The sequence below is a fragment of the Marinobacter sp. SS8-8 genome (assembly GCF_030540945.1).
Taxonomy (GTDB): domain Bacteria; phylum Pseudomonadota; class Gammaproteobacteria; order Pseudomonadales; family Oleiphilaceae; genus Marinobacter.
Window position 1 is genome coordinate 66815 of the sequence record NZ_JASSVN010000015.1, and the last position, 19646, is coordinate 86460.

The window sequence follows — 19646 nt, forward strand, 5'->3', positions numbered from 1 at the left end:
GATAGGGGCGTTTTCAGCAAACTTCAATACCTTGTCATCATCCGCGATACGTTTGATTCTCCAAGCTTAACGCCGGGAATTGCGGTTTGCTATGGCCTGGCTCTTCATGATTCCTCAATTATGAGTGCGTCGGGGTTCTCGAACACAGCTCCAGGCCCTGCCATGCCAGCTTGACGGTCAACTTTGACTGAGCGGGATTCTGGCATAATGTATCAGCCGGTCCCGCTTAACCAACTGAAGTGGTTGAACGGTTGCAGGCAGAGGCCGCCAATAAGCCGCTCAATCAAGACAATGCCAGTGGTGCCCACTAACGGCAATTATTATTGGTGCCTCTAGTGAACCGCTAATGTGGATAAGACTTGGTAGAAAACGTCATCAGCGGTGCTAATCGTAACCCATGATGACGGGTGGTTCGACGTGGCGATAAAGGCAGTGGTGTAGCCGTTTATAGTCGCAGAGAACCCATAGACTCCTTCGCCCAAATCCAGTTCTGTCACGTCACCAGAGGATTTCCGTGCTTCCCTAAAACCCTGTCTGACCTCTTCTACTGCCGTTGAAAAGTCAGCGTTGGTTTCCATCGTCGCTACAGAGCCCACTAATTCCGAGCTGCGCCAAATCTGTGTTTCAGAAGGTTGGATATCGACAGTATCAAATTGTCCGCTATTGAACTCGAACGCAATGCCATTGGAAATGCGAAACTCGATGGCTTGTTGATTGAGAGAAGCACAACCCGAGATCAGGCTGGCCAGAACTATCCTTAAAATTATGGATCTTCTCATTACCGGTTGTATTTGGATGTAGAGCTGCTAGCAGGCTGCGGAACCCGGGAACCGTGTGAATGGCAGGTACGCATTATTCTGAGATCTTCGCACCATTTATCCGCAATGACGTTGAGCTTTCAACTGGCCCTTGGAAGGTGATGAGTGATTGAGCTTGGCTGTTCGGTACAATAAATACGGTTCTAAAATCCCCCTGAATTACTCCAAATACCCGAGCTTCGTGAATTTGTTCCATCCAGACTGGTTTGCTTGCCCCCTGATTGGCATTCTCAAAAAGCGTCGTTGAGGTGTTGATCGCTGAACTCGATCTTACTGTGCTCGGGATCCCCTCTGATTTGACAAAACCTACAATCCGGTTGTTCCTCATAAATAGGAGCTCGCCATCCCTCACCTTCACAGAGGAGAACATCTTTTCGGGTACTTCTATGGATAAATCGCTGTATGGCTGAATGACCAATGAAGAGTGGGATGCGCAGCCGGAAAAAAGAAGTACAAATGCTAGCGCTAGACCTATCCTTGGCATGGTGGGAGTCTCATCTCAATGTCGTTTCGATAGAGATTCTAAACTGTCCAGAACGAACAGTCCGGCAAAGCCAGCTTACCTTCACTTCGTTCTGCAGAAAAGGTTTCCCCGCCTCGCGAATTAGGCGTAAAGCCCATTTCGTGATCTTTCGGGTTGGCCGCAAAAGATCCTGCGGAGAGGGACCCGCATCAACCCACCGACTGCAATCAACGGTTTCCACAAGCATATGTGCGATAGCGCGCACGGTTTCTTCGGTTACGCTGCTTTCACTGAATCCCGAGGCGACGGAATGGCCGTAGAATGCCTTCATGATAGCTCTGACTTTATCAATGTCTTCAGCGGATAGTTTGCCTTCCATAGTTTCATCCTTGAATAAAGCACGAGGGCTCCCGCAGGAGCCCTCGTGGAGTCATTACGCCTCGATCGGCGAACGCCAATCGTCAGCACCGGAAGTACCGGCAACGGCGTGCTCCCAGGTAACCTTGCGGTAGGACAGGGAAACGGTGACCAGCTGAGTGAAGTCGGCGTTGCCGGCGTCCTGGCAGTGGGGCATGTTGCAGTTGATGTCGATGATGGTGGCATCTTCGAGGATGGTGGAGAAGAAGTGCTCCTGCTTGCCCTCAACGGAGGTGCGGTACCACTTCAGCTCGACCTTCGGCAGCATCTCGCCGGACGCCAGGGCGTTGTACATCAGCGGGGTGGCTTTGTTCAGGGCAGAGGTGAACTTGAACGGCTTATGAACGCGCTGGCCGGAAGGCTGACCGGACTGTGGGTCGGTCGGTACGGTGACAACGTGGCTGAATTCCTGGACCAGTACTTCGTCTTCGTGGCCTTCGACGTAGATGTTGCCTACGGAATCGGACGTGAATGCGCCGGCGGTGATGTTGCCCTGGGTCTGGCCTTCGATGGCGATATAACAAGGAGTTGGCATAGTCTGCTCCATGACGGGTGAATGAGTAACGTCCCCGGGTTGTTCCCTGGACGGTTACTGATACAACAAAGCCTGTGCCAATTCAGTTAAAGCCAGTTAAAACCAGTTAAAACAGATGGTTGCCGAATTTCCGGTATTGCGTTCCCCTCGGGCGGGCAATCCCGCGCCCGCCTGACGGGCGACGAATTGCTGGCGAGGCCAGAAATTGCTCGAGTGGCGCTGGCTTTAACCGAAAGCGAGAGAGGTCAGTAAAGCCAGCAATAGCAAGGCGGATACACCTTGCCAGAAGACGATGGGATGTCGCTCGATCAGCGGCGGACGCTGCCGCCTGTGCCAGTCCCTTGCAGGGTGTCATGATTCCTCAATTATGAGTGCGTCGGGGTTCTCGAACACAGCTCCAGGCCCTACTATGCCAGCTTGACGGTCAACTTTGACTGAGCGGGATTCTGGCATAATGTATCAGCCGGTCCCGCTTAACCAACTGCCGGACGAGGGCCAGGAGAACATTGTGGAAGATCTCGATCTGTCTTCCGCCCGGCGTGTGAATCAGGAACAAAAGCGAATCAACGTAGATTTTCCGGGCTGGGTCGCAGAGTCTCTGGACCGTGAGGCCGCACGTATTGGCGTTACCCGTCAATCCATCATCAAGGTCTGGCTGGTTGAACGTCTGCAGGCTGAGGCCGCCACTAAACCACTTGGCCAGGACAATTCAGGCGGTGCACATTAACGGCGAATATTATTGGTGCATTTAGTGAACCGCTGATGTGGATAAAACGTCGTCGAAAAAGCCATCAGCGGTGCTAATCAAACCCCGGATGAGGTGTACTGCCAACAACCCATGACCCTGGCAGCTTGAGCTGGGATTACAAAAGGATCAGAGCTTAACAGTACCTTCAAGCTGTCCAACTGGTGGGGTCCACCTCATGGCTCTCGAGAGCGACTCAGATACCAGAAGAAATTGTCTTCGCTACGTTTTCAAACGTGCCCTCTGGAAAGCTGAATATAAGTATGGAACTCGGGTTTTCTCCATTTATAAGGTAACCCGTCTGATAGCCACGAACCTTAGCTGAAAACCCTTGAAAACCGGGATAAAGCCCAAGCGCTTCGGTTTCGACGGATTCCGACTCTGATACCAATCTGAGGGTGTTAATGAACTCAGATATCGACGGGGCATCGGAGGGAATTGGCTCCAAGCGAATGAATCCGAGAGCCTTTCCGTCGTTGAACAGCGTTATGTCATTGTTGGCAATACGGACAGCATCGAATAAGTTTGACTGGACAGATACAGCGTAATCCTGGCTCGGTGAGAACTGGACTGACGATGTAGAGGCGCAGCCAGTCAGGATCAGAGCAAAAATGATTGATATGATGAATTTCATTGTATTGACACGTCCATCTTTACCGTAAAGATGCTTCTAACAGGCCTCTAAACTGTAGTCCGCGAGTAACCTTGCAGGTGTAATTGATTTCGATGTTACCACGTAGAAATGGCTCGCCGGCAGCTCTGATTACACGAATTGCCCACTTACGGATGCCATTTGTTGGAGTCAGAAGGTCCTTGGGGTTTGGAACAGCGTCAATCCATTTACTGCAAACTTCGGTTCCGGTAATGAGTTGTGCCGTAAGTCCCAGTGTCTCAGCGGTAATGCTCCCGGCATGATAACGGTTTGCAAACCGTTCACCGTAAAAGGCCGTGACGATTGCTTGCACGGAAGCAACCTCCTCCTCGGTGAGGTTAATGTCGCTCACTATCAATCTCCTTTTGACAGTTTGGAAAAGGAGGGCAATTGCCGCTCCCTTTCCATAATGGACGCTGGGCTTACGCCTTGATCGGCGAGCGCCAGTCGTCGGCACCGGAAGTACCGGCAACGGCGTGCTCCCAGGACGGGTGAATGAGTAACGTCCCCGGGTTGTTCCCTGGACGGTTACTGATACAACAAAGCCTGTGCCAATTCAGTTAAAGCCAGTTAAAACAGATGGTTGCCGAATTTCCGGTATTGCGTTCCCCTCGGGCGGGCAATCCCGCGCCCGCCTGACGGGCGACGAATTGCTGGCGAGGCCAGAAATTGCTCGAGTGGCGCTGGCTTTAACCGAAAGCGAGAGAGGTCAGTAAAGCCAGCAATAGCAAGGCGGATACACCTTGCCAGAAGACGATGGGATGTCGCTCGATCAGCGGCGGACGCTGCCGCCTGTGCCAGTCCCTTGCAGGGTGGCGGAGGTCGTACAGGTACTCCGAGAGTGCCGGGTAGCGTTTGTGGGCCTGTGGATGAACCGCCTTTCCGATGGCCTCATCGAACCAGCCGGGCACATCCTCCCGGAACATCCGGGCCGATTGGTAATTGAGTCGGCGCAGCTGGCTGCGGCTATGCAGTTTCGGAACTTCGGCTCCATAAGGCAAGCGGCCGGTAAGCAGCTGGTAGGTGATCACCCCGAGGGAGAACAGGTCGGATTCGGGACCACCGGGTTCTCCGAGGAAGGTCTCGGGAGCACTGAACAGGGCGGCACCCCGTGGCCCGGGCTGCTCTTCCGGGGTTTCGGACTCCTCCAGGCCGGCGACCCGGGTGGCGCCGAAATCAATCAGGGTAATGGTGCCGTGGGCGTCCACCAGAACATTGTCCGGTTTCAGGTCCTGGTGCACCATTTCCAGCCGGTGGAAGGCTCGCAGGCCCCGGGCGATCTGCTCTACCAGATTGCGCACGGTTTCCAGGTCCGGAGCCGGGTTGTCCAGCATCCATTGCCGGAGTGTGCAGCCGTCCACGAATTCCGTGGCCAGGTACAGAAACCCGGGTTGCCGGTCCGGCGCAAACGGGCGCACAACATGGGCATTGTTGAGTCGCCGGGCAATCCACTGCTCGGTGAAAAACTGCTCCAGGTACACCGGGTCATGCCGCTGCTCCATGGATGGCAGCTTCAGTACCACGCGGGCTTCGGTGGCTTCATCCGCAGCGAGGTAAACATGGCTGCGGCTGCTGGCATGTATCTGCCTCAGAATCCGATAGCCATCAAGGCTTTGCCCGGGGCGAAGCTCGGGTGCGAAGGGCAGTCCCGCGAACTGCCGGAACAGCTCGTCGTTCCCGCGCTCCGAGGGCACCGAGTCAACCCGGATAATCTGTGCGGTCAGGTTGTCATCGCTTCCCCGCTCAAGGGCGGCGGCCGACAGGCGGCGGGCGGCTTCGTCGAGATCGTCTCCGGATTCACGGATGATGGCCGCCATGCCGCGCTCATCAATGTGCTCATGGATGCCGTCCGTTGCCAGCAGGAAGGTGTCGCCCGGCTGGATCGGCAGGCTCTGGTAATCGATATCCAGCTGGTCCCCGATGCCCATGGCCCGGGTCAGGCAGCTGTCCTCCCGGGAAAGCCAGAGCCGATGGTCGGTGGTCAGGAGCTCAAGCTGAGCCGGGTGAACCCGGTAGATGCGGGAATCACCGATATGAAACAGGTGTGCCGTGGCGGATTTGAACACCATCACGCTCAGGGTGCAGACATAGCCACGGTCCCGGTCGTAGCGGTACTGGCTTTGCCTGGTCTGGGCATACAGCCAGGCATTCGTTGCCCGCAAAACACGTTGGGCAGACTGCTTGACGGACCAGCTGTCTGGCGTTGAAAAATAATCACTGAGAAAACCGGCGACCGCGGATTCGCTGGCGATCTGGCTGACATTGCTGGAGCTGACGCCGTCGGCGATGGCAACGGCAATGCCTTTGGTCACCAACTGATGATTGTCCGGCACCAGCAGTCCGTGAAAATCCTGGTTGACCGGTTTTTTACCGGCTTCTGAGTGCTGGCCGGCAGAGATGGCAAGGAAAGCTGTCATCGTCAGGCAGGGTTTCCACTGTAAAAGAAAAGGCAACTCCGGCGGGTGCGGCTACCGGAGTTGCGGGAGTGCCGGGCTTAGGTGGACCGCGCCAGGGCGGCGGCGTTACGGGCGGCCGGAGCCTGACGTTTCGGTGCTGTGCGGACGTGGGTGGTGTAAAGGGTCAGACCGGTGAACGCGATCCCCCCGACCAGGTTGCCAAGAACGGTCGGGATTTCGTTCCACCACAGGTAGTCCATCACCGAGAACTCGCCTCCCATGATGAGCGCAGACGGGAACAGGAACATGTTGACGATGGAATGCTCAAAACCCATGAAGAAGAACAGCATGATCGGCATCCACATGGCCAGGATCTTGCCGCTGACGTTGGTGGAGATCATGGCGCCAACCACCCCCATGGAAACCATCCAGTTGCACAGCATGCCGCGGATGAAGATGGTGGCCCAACCGGCAGCGCCGTACTCAGCGTAACCCAGGGTACGGGCTTCACCAATACTGGCAATCTTGGTGCCAACCGCGCCAGGATCCGTGTTGAAACCATAGGTGAAGATAAACGCCATCATGAAGGCAACGGTCAGCGCACCACCGAGGTTGCCGAGAAAGACCCAGCCCCAGTTCCGCAGGATGCCTTGCACGGTCACGCCGGGCCGTTTGTCGAGCAGCGCCAGCGGTGTCAGCATGAACACGCCGGTGAGCAGATCAAACCCCATAAGGTACAGCATGCAGAACCCGATGGGAAACAGGATTGCCCCGATCAGAAAAACGCCGGTCTGGACCGCAACGGTGATGGCAAAAGCGGCCGCCAGGGCCAGGATGGCCCCGGCCATGAAGGCCCGGATCAGGGTGTCCCGGGTGGACATGTAGATTTTGGATTCGCCTGCGTCGACCATTTTAGTGACAAACTCTGAAGGCGCGATGTAAGACATAGTGTGTTCCTCTGACCTTAACCTGATAACCAACCCGATGGACTGGCCAAAAAAAACGGCGCTACCCGCCGCCTGCATTTCGCAGGTGCAAGTAGACGCCGTCGTCTGAATAAAGCTGTTGCCGTGAACAGAGCCCACATTGGTTCCGTTAGCAGGAGAGTTTGCAGAGACCGTGCCAGAGTGATTATGGTTTGCTAGACCGCACTGATTTCAATGAGGTAAGGTCGGTGGCGGGTTTGTGGTGGTCGTCATGGTAACTGCGTTCCCCGAGCCTGCGCACCTGTTCGGTGCGTGGCCGGCCCCTGATGCTACAGGCTGGCGCAATCAGCGGGGCAAGCTGTCAGCGCAGGCTGAAGCGCACCGGCAGCGCGTAGCGGAAACGATTCCCTGAGATCTCCCCGGGCACGGCCGGCAGCGGCGCGGCCTGTTCCAGCATGGCCAGGGCGGAGTCGTCCAGCAACGAGTAGCCAGAGCCGGTTTGCAGGCTGTGTGCGACCAGAGAACCATCTCGCCGGAATTCAAAGACGATCACCGGTGTGCCTTCCTGCCCCAGTCGCCTGGCCCGCCGGGGGTAGTCGTAAAAACGGGCCAGGTGGCGCCTGAGTCGGCTCAGATAGTGATCGACCTCGGAGCGCTCGCCTGCGTTTTGCAGTGGAATGGTGGCGCGGGACCCGGCTTCCTCCACCTCACTGTCCGCCGGTTGGGAAGTGGAAGATTCTGTCTCTGCCACAGACTGGGCAGGCTCAGGCTCTACGGGGGTTGATTCCGGCTCCGCTACCTCCGCCACCATTTCTGGCTCTGGCTCTGGCTCTGGCTCTGGCTCTGGCTCTGGCTTCGCTTCGGGTTCCGGGGTGGGCCCGCGCGTAACGTCCGGCTCGGGCGCAGGTTCCGCGGCAAGCTTGATGCGGATAGCCGGTGCGGTGTTGATGGCAGCCTCGCCCAGCGAATTGAGTTCCAGGGTTTTCTCGGGCGCGGCCACGACCAGGGCGCCGGCTGTAATTGCCGCTGCAAGCACCAGTAAAACAAAGCGCGAGGGTTGGGGTTGCAGAGTCATTCACCCGGCTCCGTCAGCAGCAGAATATCCGTGTAGCCACCCTTCTCAAGCACCCGGAACAGGGTTTCCAGATCCGCCATGGTGATCGTTTGTGCCGCAGCGATTCTCAGGGGGTGCAGCTCACTTGGGACAGGTAGGGTTGATAGGAGGGATTCTTCATCAAGGGTCTCTCCGGCAATCCGCCACCTGCCCCCGGCATCCACTGTCAGATCGGCGTCGGGTGGCCGCTGCTCCCGGATCTGCGTTGTAGCGGGGAGCTCGGGCAGTGGGTCGTCTGCAAGCTGGCCTGCCACGATGAAAAACATCAGCAGCAGGAACACCAGGTTGATCAGCGGCAGAAGCGCATCTTCCACTCGCTCCATCAGGGATTTGCCAGACGTAAACGGCGGTGGAACCAGGTCGGTCATGGTGCTTTGTCGTTTTCCCGCTTCCAGTGAGTATCGATGCCATTATTGGTCAGTTGGCTGAGCGCCAGGGTGAAGGCGCCGAGGCTGGCGTCATTCGTCGTGGCGAGGTTGACCTCGGTTATCCCGGCACGTGCAAGTTCAGGGAGGAGGTGCTCCAGTGGCATTGTCATGTCCTGCCACTGAATCTGGCCGTTTGCGGTAAGGGTCAGCTCCGGAAGCGGTTCGCCAGTCGCCGGACTCCGGGCGGAGGGATTGTTGGCCAGTTCCAGATAATCCACCGGCAGCAGGCGGCTGGTGAGCATAAAGAACACCAGTAGAATGAACACCACATCAATCAGCGGCGTGATGCGGATTGGTATCGGGCGATTCGGCCTGGGTTCAACCAGTTGCATGGGCGAATCGCCGGCTGCCGGCGCTGTCGTGGGAGAGATCGGCCGCGGGCGGGGTTGAAGCACACTCGCGGCTTGCCACTGCCTGCAGGGCATCAGCCCGGGCTTCGGCATCGCGGTCAACGGTTACGTTCAGGATTGAAACCAGGGTACTATTAATGGTTTTGTGAATGCGGCGTAAGCGGAATTCCACCCAGGCGGCCAGTGCTGCAAAGGGTATGGCGACAACCAGGCCGGCTGCAGTGGTGGTCAGCGCCTCATAAATACCGCCACTCAATTGGCTGGCGTTGGCGCGCCCTTCGGTAGCTGCCATGGCGCTGAAGGCGTCCATCATGCCCAGCACGGTTCCCAGAAGTCCCAGCAAGGGTGCCAGAGCCGCAATTACTTCAATGATTTTCAGGGGCGCCTCGAACGGCTCCAGTGACTGCTGTGCGTCCCGTGCCGCGGTTTCGCGAATCTGGCGCTCATCCTGCTGGCTGTTCAGTGCTTCAATGGTGTTGGTAACCAGGTGCAGCAACGGATTCAGCCTGCCCCAGCGACCAGCCTGCTCACGAATGGCGCCGGGCGACACAGATCCGGGGTTTTGTTGCCAGCGGATTACGGTTTTTTTAAGGCTGCCCGGCAAGCGGGGCGCGTATAGTGTCCCCAGCAACATCAGGTAGATAAAGGTGACGGCGCCAAGGAGAGCGATCACCAGAAGCACGACCATCACGGGCCCGCCCATCTCGGTCAGTTGAGCCAACAGGCCGTTGCTAAGAGGCGGGAAAATATCTGTCATGGCATGACTCTCAGGCACAATGGAGTGGATCTAAATAATAAAGATTATTATTTAATTTGCAAGGGTGCAACCCTGACGCCGGTGATGCCTTTGTTAGAATTCGGTCAGAAGTAAGAAGCAAAAGTATGGTTATGGTATTGGAATCGGGGGTAAAGATCATCACTGTTCGTCGGGCCTACCCGAACGTGTGGTTGTTGTGTTGATCAGGCGTTGGTTTGGCAGTCTGGTTAACCGGGCGGTTGCCCTGGTGGTTGTGGTAATTGTTCTCTCGGCACTGTTGGTCACTGTTGCTGGCGCCCTTCTCAGCCGGGCAGAGCTGGAGCGGCAGGCCCTTGGCCAGGTTGATACCATTGCCGCACTGGTGGCGGGGGAACTGAATGACAAGCTGGCGCTGAGGCTTGAAACCCTGAACCAGGTCGCCCAGGGCCTTACCATGTCTGCACACTCTCTGGATGCCCGCGCCCGTTTGCTGGTCCGGCGCCAGACGGCACTGCAGTACCTGTTTGATGGCATTTACCTGATCAATGAGTCGGGCCAGGTCCTGGCGGAGTACCCGGAATCCTTCCAGCAAACCGGGCTGAATGTCAGTGACCGCGAATATTTCCGGCGAGTCTCCTCGACCCTGGCACCGGTGATCAGTGAGCCGTATATATCAAACTATCAGGACAAACCCGCGGTTATGGTGGCGACGCCGATTTTTGATCATCGCCAGCGTTTTATCGGAATGATTGGCGGTGCCATCCGGCTGGATGGCGACAACTTTATGAAAGAGTTCATTAACCTCCGGATCGGTGAAACCGGCTACCTTGGCGTTGCGACCCGAAGCGGGGTGACGGTTGCTCACGGTCGTTCTGGCCGGCCAATGGCACCGGTGCGGGTTGCCAATCCGGTTTTGCGGGATGCGATGGAAGGTTTTGAGGGCACGCTGCAAACCCGGAATGGCGATGGTGAGGCCACGATTATGTCGGTACGGCAGATGACCCAGGTACCCTGGTTCGTGGCTGCGGTCTGGCCATCCCGTGAGGCCTATGCGCCGATAACCCGCACCGCGGATGCCTTTATCTGGATACTGCTGCTGGTGATTGTATTGATAGCGCCCATTGCCCTGTGGCGGTTCCGCCGGCTGATGGCGCCGCTGGAGACGCTGGGCAATCAGATTCGTGAGCGTCATCTCGGGATGCGGTCTGACCCGGTCGATGTATCTGGGGGTACCGAGATCCGACAAGTGGCGGAGATTTTCAATACCGTCATGGATGAGCGGGATGAAGTGCTGGTCTCGCTCGCTGAGCGCGAAGCGTTCTTTCGTTCACTCACTCAGAGTGCGCCTATCGGCATTGTCCAGACCGACATTCTGGGCCGCATCGAATTTGCCAATCCTGCTTTTGAAGCCGTTATCGGCCATCCCTCGGAAGACCTGACTCAAACCTACCTTGCAGGTCGCGTGCACGAGGCAGACCGTGACGCTGCCATTGCCGGCTGGAAACATGCGATCCGTAACCAGAGTGTGTTCCGGGGCCGGTTCCGTCTCGCGCCCCGAGAGCCTGACCGGCTGATCTGGGGAGACGTGATGATTGCAGCTATCCGAACGCCGGAGAAAGCACTGGGTACGGTTACCGTTGTCAGGGACATTTCCCATGAACTGGAGGTGGAAGAGGCTCTTCGGGATGAGCAGCAGCGGGCCGAGACCCTCCTCGGTGTGCTTCAGGAAGGGGTTCTGATGGTCGACACCGAGGGTGTCATTCGTTACGCCAACGACGCAGCCTGCCGTTTTCTGGGTGCAGAAGGCGAATGCCTGCTTCGCAATTTTTTCCAGTTGGTAACAATCAGGGACCGCGACCGCGAATTGACACGGCAGGAGTTTCTCACTGGCGAGGATCTGGGCAGCCGGTATGTAACGCTGTTGAACCCGGCCGGTGAAACCTTCGATATCGACCTCACCCTGCTCCACATTCGCCGGGGCCGCGAGGATGAACGCCTGGTCTTCGTGTTGCGTGATGACCGTGATCGCCGCCGGCAAGAGGAGCGGCTGTCCTGGGAGGCGACCCACGACAGCCTCACCCAACTGCTTAATCGCCGGGCATTCAATGCCGCCCTGATCAGGTGCATGGGCGAGGCCGGCCGCCAGGACGTGCGCTCAGTGCTGATGCTGATAGACCTGGATCACTTCAAACCGGTAAACGATGAGGGTGGGCACCTGCTCGGAGATGACCTGTTACGCCGGCTCGCGGACCTGTTCAAGGAATCCGTCCGCCAGTCCGATACCGTAGCGAGGCTGGGTGGAGATGAATTCGGCGTTATTCTGCCGGCCTGTGGACTTGCCAGAGCCGAGGCGCTTGCCGAGAAGATACGGGCGAATGTTGAAGATCTGCGCATAGAACACGACGGTCGGTCGTTTGGTGTTACTGCCTGTATTGGCCTGACCGAGCTGGCGCCGGATGACAGCGGTCCCAGGGAGGCCATGGGCCGGGCCGATGAGGGTTGCTATCTTGCCAAGTCCCGCGGCCGTAACGCGGTTGTTGTGGTGCCGTCACCACCAGCCGGCTGAGGCGCTGGCCTGCCACAGAAGGCGAACCGCCAGCGCGGTTAACACGAGGTTGAAGACCAGGCTGAACCAGCGGTTGCTCAGGGATTTCAGCACACGCAACCCGAGCCAGGTGCCGGCAAACCCGCAGGCAATCATGGCGAGAATGAATGGCAGCCATTCCAGGAACACAAACCCTGCCATTCCAAACACCAGTGCCTTGGGTGCATGCTGTAACGTCATGGCAGTGGCAAAGGTGGCAACGGTTTTGAACCGGTCGGCGTGAATCTGCTTGATAAAGGCGGCAACCAGTGGCCCGGTGGCGCCCACGAATAAACTCACGAAGCTGGTCAGTGCCGAGGCCAGAAAAACCCCTGGTGCTCCGAAAGCGCCCTTGGGCAAAGCCGGCCCCCAGCAAAGGTAAAGCACAAACAGGGCGATGGTGAGCTGCCAGATATGGGCCGGAAGATTCACCAGCAACCAGGCGCCCAGAGCCGCGCCAACGAGAACTCCGGGGGCGAAGGCGGCGATGACCCGCCAGTCCACATGGCGCCAGGTCAGTGTGGCCCGGCCAAGATTGGAACCCAGCTGGATCATGCCGTGCACGGGAATAATCGCCGCGGGTGGCATCCAGGTAGCCATCAGTACCAGCAACAGTACGCCTCCGCCAGCGCCCAGGCTGGCGGTAATCATGGAGGTGATGGTGGAGCTGGCAAGCAGGAAAAGCGCGACGGGAAGGCTCAGGCTTTCGGGAATAAACGCTATTTCCATTCACAGAATTCCGTTGGTTTCAGGCGCGGTGTGCAGCACAGCGCTTCGGTAGCCAGTTGCACATCGGCAACATAGTAAAGTGAAGCCAGCCCCAGTCTATCGCGGCCCAGATTGTGGAAGATCAGGCCGAAGGCAATGTCGCCCGCGGTAAAACGGTCATGGTTGTCGGCAAAGTATTCTGACGGCTGTGACAGAACAGGGTCTTCGAGCAGGGCCTGAACCCGTCCAACGCCGCCGTGATAAGCCTGGATCAGCAAGAGGCTGAACAGGCGGTTTCGTTTGCTGTCGGGCAGATCGCCGAAACGTTGCTGGAATACCGGCTCAAGGTTGCGAGCGTTCTGGTTCATCAGGCGCAGGGCGCAGTCAATCTGGGCCAGCCGGTGCCAGGTGTTTTTCGGTGAGATCTCACAGTCACCCAGGGCAGCGGGCGACAATTGCAGTATGCCCCGGGCGTCAGCCCGGGAATGGGCCCGGGCCTGTGCCCCGCTCTCGATCAGAATCTGGCCGGCCAGATACCGGGGCAGGGTTTCGGGCAGAGAGAGGCGGTTCTGGCTGTTCCGGTACTGTGAAACATAAAGCAGGGCATCATGAAGCGTGCCCGGCGCCCCACTGGTGGCGAAGGAAAGGTCATCCCAGGTGCCCCAGATCCGGTCGCCGGGCAGCGTCCCGAGGTAGCGGGCAATGGCCTCATTGATATTCACGTGTGGCTGGTCACAGGACAGGGCAAAGGGGTAGCCGGTTTGTCCGGCATCGCCCGGCACCCAGGTTTCCACGCGGCCCTTGCCGTACAGGGACTGCCGGGTTTCGTTGAGACGGCGCTGGGTGGCTTCGCGGTCATCCCCGTCACTGATCCAGGCCAGGAACTGGCCACGCATGTCGAATAGGATGTGGCGGCCGGAGCTTGAACAGTAGCCGGATTCCTTCAGCACCCAGCGCCGGATGGTCAGAATGTTTTCGAATACTCCCTGGCTGACCCAATAGGGCGATGCCCGGACAATTCGGGTCCAGTCGCTGTCGCCGGCCGGGATATCCTCACCCTCCTGGGCCAGGGTGGCTGTTGTTGCAGTCAGGATGAAAATCCAGACCAGTTGGCGTAAGCTATTGAGAAATCTGATCATAAGTGTTATGTCCGTGACCTTCCCCAGAATACAATAACAAATGGAACCTGCCATGAAGCAATCCGAATACCTTCGTTACGACGCAACTGCACTGGCTGATCTGGTCCGCCGGGGCGAGGTAAGCTCCAGGGAAGTATGCGAGGCGGCCGTGGAACGGGCAACCCGCGTGAACGGTACCCTCAACGCCATTTGTTACCCTCAGTTCTCCGGCGCGCTCGGCCAGAACTTCCCCGGGCACGCCGTGTTTGCCGGCGTGCCCCTGCTGCTCAAGGACCTGGCCCAGGAGCAGGCGGGGCACCCATGTACCTATGGCAGCCGGGGATTGAAAAGGAACGTCGCGCCCCAGGACTCGGAATTTGTCCGCAGGGCCCGCAATGGCGGGTTGGTCTTTCTGGGACGAACCGCAACCCCCGAGTTTGGTTTAAAAGCAGTGACAGAGTCCGAGCTGTGGGGCCCGACCCGCAACCCCTGGAACACGGAGCGGACGCCTGGCGGTTCAAGTGGCGGCTCAGGTGCCGCCGTCGCAGCCGGTATCGTGCCCATGGCCGGTGCCAACGATGGCGGCGGTTCCATCCGGATACCGGCTGCCTACAACGGCCTGTTCGGCCTGAAGCCGTCCCGTGGCCGCATTTCCGTGGGCCCCTTCATGGGGGAAGCCTGGACCGGCGCGTCCACCGATCATGTGGTCAGCCGGACAGTGAGAGACAGCGCGGCCATGCTGGATGTACTCAGTGGCCCTGCTCCGGGTGATCCTTTTGTAATTCCGTCGCCGGCCTCGGCCTATGCTGATCTGATGCAGAAGTCGCCGGGCAGCCTGCGAATCGGCGTGTTCACCTCCTCTCCCTACAACACCGAGGTGGCCCCCGAGTGCGTTGCGGCGGTTGAAGAAACGGCGCGGGTCCTGGAGAACCTGGGCCACAGGGTCGAGTATGCTGCGCCGGAATTCGACGGCATGGCCCTGGCGCGCTGTTATCTGGCCCTGTACTTCGGCGAAGTGTCGGCGCTGATGGCGAAGGCGAAAGAGCAATTCGGCGCCAGTGACCGTGATTTTGAGCTGGATACCCGCCTGATCGGCATGCTGGGCCAAACCATGCCGCTGTCGGAGTATGTCCGCCGTCGCCAGCAGTGGAATGAATTTGCCCGGGCCCTGGGGGCCTTTTTTGGCAGCTATGATCTCTATCTCAGTCCCACCACCGGGCAACTGCCGGCGGTGATCGGGGAGCTGGAGACACCGCCCCATCTGAAACTGGCGGCCCGGCTGATGCTCAGGCTCAATGCAGGCAAACTGGTGCACCGATCCGGCCAGGTAGACCAGATGGCCCTGGAAAGTCTGGCCCGTACGCCATTCACTCAGTTGGCGAACCTCACCGGAACACCGGCCATGTCTGTCCCCATGCACTGGACTTCCGGAGGTTTGCCGGTTGGTGTCCAGTTCGGTGCGCGCCACGGGGCCGAAGCGGTTTTGCTTCAGTTGGCGGCCCAGCTGGAAGAGGCAAACCCCTGGTTCAGCAACTACGAAAAGCTTGAGGATGCGTTCTGAGGCAACAGGGGTTGTGATCCGGCTGGTGAAACTCCACGTTTATCTTTGCACGCGGAACAGGCTATGCTGTCAGACAGGAAGGCCCTTCTTCCTGACAGATCCTGATGGCATCGAGGAGGCGAGCGTATTATGAACCAACCGATGGCAATCGACGAACTGGTATCAGTAGCACAGGCCGAGGCCATGGGGGAGCTTGACGCCCCGATGATGGCCATTGTCCTGTCCAGCGAACAAAGCTATGACTTGCCCATTAATTCCCTTGAAACCGATGCCGACAAGGCCCGCTGGGGGTTAATCCTCCGCGCCGCCCGCGAGCATGTTGAGGCGGATGCCGTGGCCGTGCTCTATCCGGCCTGGACGACCATCCGCCATAAGAAACCGGGAGTGGAAGCCGAAGCGGCCTCCGGGGAGGTGCCGGACGAGTCCGATGGCCCTGACGACTCTGACGACTCAGGCGGGCCTATCGATACCCTGTTCGTGCAGTTGCACACCCGGGACCATGTTTACTGGCGGGGTTTTGAACAGATCCGGGACCCCAAACACCAGCGCATTATCGGCTTCCGCCGGATCAAGGCGTTGTCCACCGACTACAAGCGTGATGAAGCGCCTTCGGTTGCGTCGTGGCTGAGTACGCTGTTTGAGCCGCTGCCGGAAGAAGGCGCGGAGACCGATGTGGACCGCGAACTGGCGGATCTTCTGGAGGAGCCCGAAGTGAGTGCTGCGCTCTACCCAAGGCAGATGCGGGCCCTGCATTGACAGGCACGCCCTTTGTCCGGGGCAAGGGCCCCGGATATCAGCGGCTGGAGAGCAATGTAAGGCAAAGCTGGGCGTTCCGGATAAAATGACCGAATGCTGCCAGCTGCTCCTTCGAGGGCACATAGGCGCAGGCTGCGTTGTCCGCGTAGAACAAGCCTACCAGCCGACCGTTAGCTGTGATCGGGCCGGTCAGCGCCGGCACCTTGCCAAGCCACCGATCATAAGGCACGCCCTCCGATGCCGGTTCGGGTTCATAAATGGTGCAGTGGGCAAGGGGTAGAAGTGAGCCCAGGGGCCCCGTTCCATCTTTCTGAATGACCAGATTCCCGCGCCATTCCTCAGTTCCGCGCCCGCCCAGTTTCCGCGGCACCAGTTCGTTACCGGTCCGGTCGCTCATCAAAAGGGCCACCCGCTGCATGCCGATTGACCTGTGGATACCTTCGATCACAAGCTGGCACACCTCGTTGATGTCCGGTTTTTCCGTGAGGCACTGGCTTAACTCCCGCAGGATTTCCAACTGCAGTTCGGCGTCCATGTCCGGTGCCCGCGCGGCATCACCTGAGCCTCGTTCCGCGCCCGGCATCATGGCCGTGACCTGGGGAATGCCCAGGGAGACCGCGACGCGAGTCGCTTCCGAGGCGTTTACCTTGAGCTGATCCCGGACCACGGCCGGGCTTTCTCCGATGTCCCTGCCAAGCTGCTCCAGAACCTTGTTCATTTCCGGGCCGCTCCAGCCCTGCTCGGACAGCCTGGCCATCTCTGCGGAATTGCGCACCAGGCTGGACGCCGCGGAATTGGCCTGGCCCGGGGAAACGACATCCCGGATGAACGGCCCCAACGACCAGGCCTCTACCAGACCGCGGGTAATTTCGGTAAACGTTGTATGCAATACCGACTTTTGCGCTTCCACCGGGGGCTCATCCAGCCGCAGTCGTTCCTCCAGTTCGGTGGCCTGCTGAGTTTCGCAGGACCAGAATGCCAACTCGCCAATATTCATCAGCAACGCCCCGATGAACACTTCCTCCAGCGCGGTTTCATTCCTTTTGGACATCAGGCTCCGGGCCTGCACGGCCGCATGAATTGCCCGGGCCAGGCAGCGCAGCAAATGGGGGCGGTCATTGCGCTGCAAAAGCGTGTCTACGATCAGTGAGGAAATCGCCATGGATTTCACGGCGTCGAAACCGATCAGGGTAATGGCCCGGCTGACGGTGCTCACCTGGGTGCGGGTCTGGTTGTAGAATACGGTATTGGACAGCCGCAGCACCTGGGAGGTCAGTTGGGCATCATTGAGGATAACGTTGGCCAGTTCGTTGACGGTGCTGTTCCGGCTGTCCGTCAGTTCGTTGATGCGCCGGAGCGTATTTGCCAGTACCGGTAGCTCGACTTTGCTGAGATAGGTGACCCATGCCTGGGTGGAGTTCATCCTTGGGGGCGTTGATTGTTTTTCGTTGGTCACGTTAGTGAGTCTCTGGGCAGCGCGCCTCTGGGAAATGGAAGGTTATGCTTTGGCCCACAGTCTAGTTCAGGCGGGTGTCCGGTGTCAGGTAACCGTTTGTGTAGGGATATCTACCCACCCGGCGACTTCTGCCGGAATTCGGGTTTGCCCGCCGTATCGGCTATAATCGCCGGTTTTAACGCTGCACCCACAAGGCGCTGACCGTGATTGTATTTGACCAGGTACAGAAGTCGTATCAGGTAGGCGGCCGGGCGATCCCCGCGCTACACCCCACCGATATGACCATAGAAACCGGCGAGGTATTCGGCATCGTTGGCCACTCCGGCGCGGGCAAATCGACGCTGGTGCGTCTGATCAACCTGCTGGAACCACCCACCGGCGGCCGCATTCTGATCGACGATGAGAATATTACCGATTATGACGCCGCCGAACTGCGGGCCTTCCGCCGTAAAGTCGGAATGATTTTCCAGCATTTTAACCTGCTGTCTTCGAAAACCGTGGCCGACAACATTGCCTTCCCCATGAAGCTGGCGGGCATCTACCCGAAAACGGACATCCGGGAGCGGGTCCGGGAATTGCTGGCCCGCGTCAGCCTCACTGACCATGCCAGCAAATACCCGTCACAGCTCTCCGGTGGCCAGAAACAGCGGGTAGGCATTGCCCGGGCTCTGGCTTGCCGGCCCACGATCCTGCTCTGCGACGAAGCTACCAGCGCCCTGGACCCGCAAACCACCCAGTCGGTCCTGAAGCTGCTGGCGGATATCAACCGGGAACTGGGCCTGACCATTGTACTGATCACCCACGAAATGGACGTGGTCCGCCGTGTCTGCGACCGGGTAGCGGTAATGGACGCCGGCCAGGTGGTGGAAATGGGACCGGTCAGCGAGGTATTCCTGCATCCCAGGCACCCGACCACCCGGGATTTTGTGTTCGAGAGTGAAAGTGTTGACCGGGACGAACTGCGGCAGGACCTGAGCAAGGCCGATGGCCGGATCCTGCGGCTGACGTTCAAGGGTGAATCAACCTACAAGCCCTTACTGGGCAGCGTGGCCCGGGAATCCGGCGTGGATTTCAGCATTCTGTCCGGGCGTATTGACCACATCAAGGACACCCCTTATGGCCAGCTTACACTGTCCCTGGTGGGCGGTGACCTGCGCGTTGCCATGCAGGCGCTGGATGCCGCCGACGTTCATGTGGAGGTGCTGCGCTGATGGAAGCCCTGTTGAGCAATGTAGACTGGAGTGAGATCGGCTGGGCCAGCTGGGATACCCTGGTCATGGTCGGCGTGTCGCTGTTGTTCAGCGTGCTGATTGGCCTGCCCACCGGTGTGCTGTTGTTCCTGTTTGGCAAGCGCCAGTTGCTGGAGCAGCCCGTTGCCTACGCGGTGCTGTCGTTCGTGGTGAACGTGCTGCGCTCAGTGCCTTTTATCATCCTGTTGATCGTGATGATTCCCTTCACCGTCATGTTGATCGGAACGTCTCTCGGCGTTGCCGGTGCGATTCCGCCGCTGGTGGCCGGTGGTGCGCCGTTCTTTGCCCGGCTGGTGGAAACGTCCCTTCGGGAGGTGGACCGGGGCATCATCGAAGCCACCCAGGCCATGGGCGCCAATGTGCGCCAGATCATCTTCGGCGCCCTGCTGCCAGAGGCGCTTCCTGGCATTATCGCGGGCATTACGGTGACCGCCATCACGTTGGTATCTTACGCCGCCATGTCTGGTGTCATCGGCGGCGGCGGCCTTGGTGACCTGGCCATCCGCTTCGGTTACCAACGATTCCAGACCGATGTTATGGTCATTACTGTGGCCCTATTGGTCATTTTCGTCCAGGTCCTGCAGATGGTCGGCGACCGTCTGGTTTTGTATTTCAGCCGCAAATAGGTACAGC

20 protein-coding genes are annotated in these 19646 nt (G+C 58.6%); 6 read left to right on the forward strand and 14 right to left on the reverse strand.

All coding sequences use genetic code 11. The features are described 5' to 3' along the window. Window positions 1–332: 332 nt before the first annotated feature. The 3 genes from QPL96_RS14710 to QPL96_RS14720 form a co-directional block, all read right to left on the reverse strand. A complete protein-coding gene (locus tag QPL96_RS14710; RefSeq protein WP_303288063.1) occupies window positions 333–779 on the reverse strand; it encodes a hypothetical protein in 447 nt (148 codons plus the stop codon). Between the two features lie 533 nt (window positions 780–1312). Next, window positions 1313–1660: a hypothetical protein gene (locus QPL96_RS14715; protein WP_303288064.1), complete on the reverse strand. Its 348-nt coding sequence runs from the start codon at window positions 1658–1660 to the stop codon at window positions 1313–1315. Window positions 1661–1714: 54 nt separating this feature from the next. Beyond that, window positions 1715–2233: an Hcp family type VI secretion system effector gene (locus QPL96_RS14720; protein ID WP_288944555.1), complete on the reverse strand. Its 519-nt coding sequence runs from the start codon at window positions 2231–2233 to the stop codon at window positions 1715–1717. A 454-nt stretch (window positions 2234–2687) separates the two neighbouring features. On the opposite strand from QPL96_RS14720, the gene QPL96_RS14725 reads away from it, so the two are divergent. Next, window positions 2688–2960 (forward strand): CopG family transcriptional regulator, encoded by a 273-nt coding sequence (locus tag QPL96_RS14725; RefSeq protein ID WP_303288065.1) that lies wholly within the window; start codon window positions 2688–2690, stop codon window positions 2958–2960. Between the two features lie 214 nt (window positions 2961–3174). On the opposite strand, the gene QPL96_RS14730 is transcribed toward QPL96_RS14725, so the two are convergent. The 8 genes from QPL96_RS14730 to QPL96_RS14765 all read right to left on the reverse strand — a co-directional run bounded on the left by QPL96_RS14730 (window position 3175) and on the right by QPL96_RS14765 (window position 9601). Continuing rightward, the gene (locus tag QPL96_RS14730) at window positions 3175–3612 is read right to left on the reverse strand and encodes a hypothetical protein (protein WP_303288066.1); all 438 of its coding nucleotides are present in this window, start codon (window positions 3610–3612) and stop codon (window positions 3175–3177) included. 19 nt (window positions 3613–3631) lie between these two features. After that, entirely contained in the window at window positions 3632–3982 is a 351-nt protein-coding gene (locus tag QPL96_RS14735) for a hypothetical protein (protein ID WP_303288067.1), read from the reverse strand. A 337-nt stretch (window positions 3983–4319) separates the two neighbouring features. Beyond that, window positions 4320–6047: a bifunctional protein-serine/threonine kinase/phosphatase gene (locus QPL96_RS14740; RefSeq protein ID WP_303288068.1), complete on the reverse strand. Its 1728-nt coding sequence runs from the start codon at window positions 6045–6047 to the stop codon at window positions 4320–4322. 77 nt (window positions 6048–6124) lie between these two features. Further along, window positions 6125–6973 (reverse strand): formate/nitrite transporter family protein, encoded by an 849-nt coding sequence (locus QPL96_RS14745; protein ID WP_117619109.1) that lies wholly within the window; start codon window positions 6971–6973, stop codon window positions 6125–6127. Window positions 6974–7313: 340 nt separating this feature from the next. After that, on the reverse strand, window positions 7314–8027 hold the full coding sequence (locus QPL96_RS14750) for an energy transducer TonB (protein ID WP_303288069.1): 714 nt from the start codon (window positions 8025–8027) through the stop codon (window positions 7314–7316). Continuing rightward, window positions 8024–8434 carry a biopolymer transporter ExbD gene (locus QPL96_RS14755; RefSeq protein ID WP_303288070.1) on the reverse strand — a complete coding sequence of 137 codons (411 nt, stop codon included), beginning with the start codon at window positions 8432–8434 and terminating at the stop codon, window positions 8024–8026. Before QPL96_RS14755 ends, QPL96_RS14750 begins: the two co-directional genes overlap by 4 nt. Continuing rightward, window positions 8431–8826 carry a biopolymer transporter ExbD gene (locus tag QPL96_RS14760; RefSeq protein ID WP_303288071.1) on the reverse strand — a complete coding sequence of 132 codons (396 nt, stop codon included), beginning with the start codon at window positions 8824–8826 and terminating at the stop codon, window positions 8431–8433. The genes QPL96_RS14755 and QPL96_RS14760 overlap by 4 nt, the downstream gene beginning before the upstream one ends. Beyond that, complete coding sequence (locus QPL96_RS14765; protein ID WP_303288072.1) at window positions 8813–9601, reverse strand: MotA/TolQ/ExbB proton channel family protein; 789 nt, start codon at window positions 9599–9601, stop codon at window positions 8813–8815. Before QPL96_RS14765 ends, QPL96_RS14760 begins: the two co-directional genes overlap by 14 nt. 196 nt (window positions 9602–9797) lie before the next feature. Here QPL96_RS14765 and QPL96_RS14770 point away from each other — a divergent pair, with 196 nt between their 5' ends. After that, entirely contained in the window at window positions 9798–12146 is a 2349-nt protein-coding gene (locus QPL96_RS14770; RefSeq protein ID WP_303288073.1) for a GGDEF domain-containing protein, read from the forward strand. Here the strand turns inward: QPL96_RS14770 and QPL96_RS14775 are convergent. Together QPL96_RS14775 and QPL96_RS14780 are read right to left on the reverse strand one after the other, a co-directional pair. Further along, on the reverse strand, window positions 12129–12893 hold the full coding sequence (locus QPL96_RS14775; RefSeq protein ID WP_303288074.1) for a sulfite exporter TauE/SafE family protein: 765 nt from the start codon (window positions 12891–12893) through the stop codon (window positions 12129–12131). The two genes, QPL96_RS14770 and QPL96_RS14775, sit on opposite strands and share 18 nt — an antisense overlap. Then, window positions 12884–14011, reverse strand: a complete 1128-nt coding sequence (locus tag QPL96_RS14780) for a hypothetical protein (RefSeq protein ID WP_303288075.1) — start codon at window positions 14009–14011, stop codon at window positions 12884–12886. Before QPL96_RS14780 ends, QPL96_RS14775 begins: the two co-directional genes overlap by 10 nt. Window positions 14012–14063: 52 nt before the next feature. Here QPL96_RS14780 and QPL96_RS14785 point away from each other — a divergent pair, with 52 nt between their 5' ends. Both QPL96_RS14785 and QPL96_RS14790 read left to right on the forward strand, forming a co-directional pair. After that, window positions 14064–15551, forward strand: coding sequence for an amidase (locus tag QPL96_RS14785; RefSeq protein WP_303288076.1), 1488 nt, complete (start codon window positions 14064–14066; stop codon window positions 15549–15551). 129 nt (window positions 15552–15680) lie between these two features. Further along, a complete protein-coding gene (locus tag QPL96_RS14790) occupies window positions 15681–16307 on the forward strand; it encodes a hypothetical protein (protein WP_303288077.1) in 627 nt (208 codons plus the stop codon). 37 nt (window positions 16308–16344) lie between these two features. On the opposite strand, the gene QPL96_RS14795 is transcribed toward QPL96_RS14790, so the two are convergent. Next, entirely contained in the window at window positions 16345–17763 is a 1419-nt protein-coding gene (locus QPL96_RS14795; protein WP_303288078.1) for an HDOD domain-containing protein, read from the reverse strand. A gap of 203 nt (window positions 17764–17966) precedes the next feature. Here QPL96_RS14795 and QPL96_RS14800 point away from each other — a divergent pair, with 203 nt between their 5' ends. Together QPL96_RS14800 and QPL96_RS14805 are read left to right on the forward strand one after the other, a co-directional pair. Next, on the forward strand, window positions 17967–18974 hold the full coding sequence (locus tag QPL96_RS14800; RefSeq protein ID WP_303288079.1) for a methionine ABC transporter ATP-binding protein: 1008 nt from the start codon (window positions 17967–17969) through the stop codon (window positions 18972–18974). Further along, a complete protein-coding gene (locus QPL96_RS14805) occupies window positions 18974–19639 on the forward strand; it encodes a methionine ABC transporter permease (protein ID WP_303288080.1) in 666 nt (221 codons plus the stop codon). The genes QPL96_RS14800 and QPL96_RS14805 overlap by 1 nt, the downstream gene beginning before the upstream one ends. Window positions 19640–19646 lie beyond the last annotated feature (7 nt).

Coding starts and splice junctions, on each gene's coding strand:
- QPL96_RS14710 (WP_303288063.1), bottom strand. CDS start 779: ATGAGAAGATCCATAATTTTAAGGATAGTTCTGGCCAGCCTGATCTCG.
- QPL96_RS14715 (WP_303288064.1), bottom strand. CDS start 1,660: ATGGAAGGCAAACTATCCGCTGAAGACATTGATAAAGTCAGAGCTATC.
- QPL96_RS14720 (WP_288944555.1), bottom strand. CDS start 2,233: ATGCCAACTCCTTGTTATATCGCCATCGAAGGCCAGACCCAGGGCAAC.
- QPL96_RS14725 (WP_303288065.1), top strand. CDS start 2,688: ATGTATCAGCCGGTCCCGCTTAACCAACTGCCGGACGAGGGCCAGGAG.
- QPL96_RS14730 (WP_303288066.1), bottom strand. CDS start 3,612: ATGAAATTCATCATATCAATCATTTTTGCTCTGATCCTGACTGGCTGC.
- QPL96_RS14740 (WP_303288068.1), bottom strand. CDS start 6,047: ATGACAGCTTTCCTTGCCATCTCTGCCGGCCAGCACTCAGAAGCCGGT.
- QPL96_RS14745 (WP_117619109.1), bottom strand. CDS start 6,973: ATGTCTTACATCGCGCCTTCAGAGTTTGTCACTAAAATGGTCGACGCA.
- QPL96_RS14750 (WP_303288069.1), bottom strand. CDS start 8,027: ATGACTCTGCAACCCCAACCCTCGCGCTTTGTTTTACTGGTGCTTGCA.
- QPL96_RS14755 (WP_303288070.1), bottom strand. CDS start 8,434: ATGACCGACCTGGTTCCACCGCCGTTTACGTCTGGCAAATCCCTGATG.
- QPL96_RS14760 (WP_303288071.1), bottom strand. CDS start 8,826: ATGCAACTGGTTGAACCCAGGCCGAATCGCCCGATACCAATCCGCATC.
- QPL96_RS14765 (WP_303288072.1), bottom strand. CDS start 9,601: ATGACAGATATTTTCCCGCCTCTTAGCAACGGCCTGTTGGCTCAACTG.
- QPL96_RS14775 (WP_303288074.1), bottom strand. CDS start 12,893: ATGGAAATAGCGTTTATTCCCGAAAGCCTGAGCCTTCCCGTCGCGCTT.
- QPL96_RS14780 (WP_303288075.1), bottom strand. CDS start 14,011: ATGATCAGATTTCTCAATAGCTTACGCCAACTGGTCTGGATTTTCATC.
- QPL96_RS14785 (WP_303288076.1), top strand. CDS start 14,064: ATGAAGCAATCCGAATACCTTCGTTACGACGCAACTGCACTGGCTGAT.
- QPL96_RS14790 (WP_303288077.1), top strand. CDS start 15,681: ATGAACCAACCGATGGCAATCGACGAACTGGTATCAGTAGCACAGGCC.
- QPL96_RS14805 (WP_303288080.1), top strand. CDS start 18,974: ATGGAAGCCCTGTTGAGCAATGTAGACTGGAGTGAGATCGGCTGGGCC.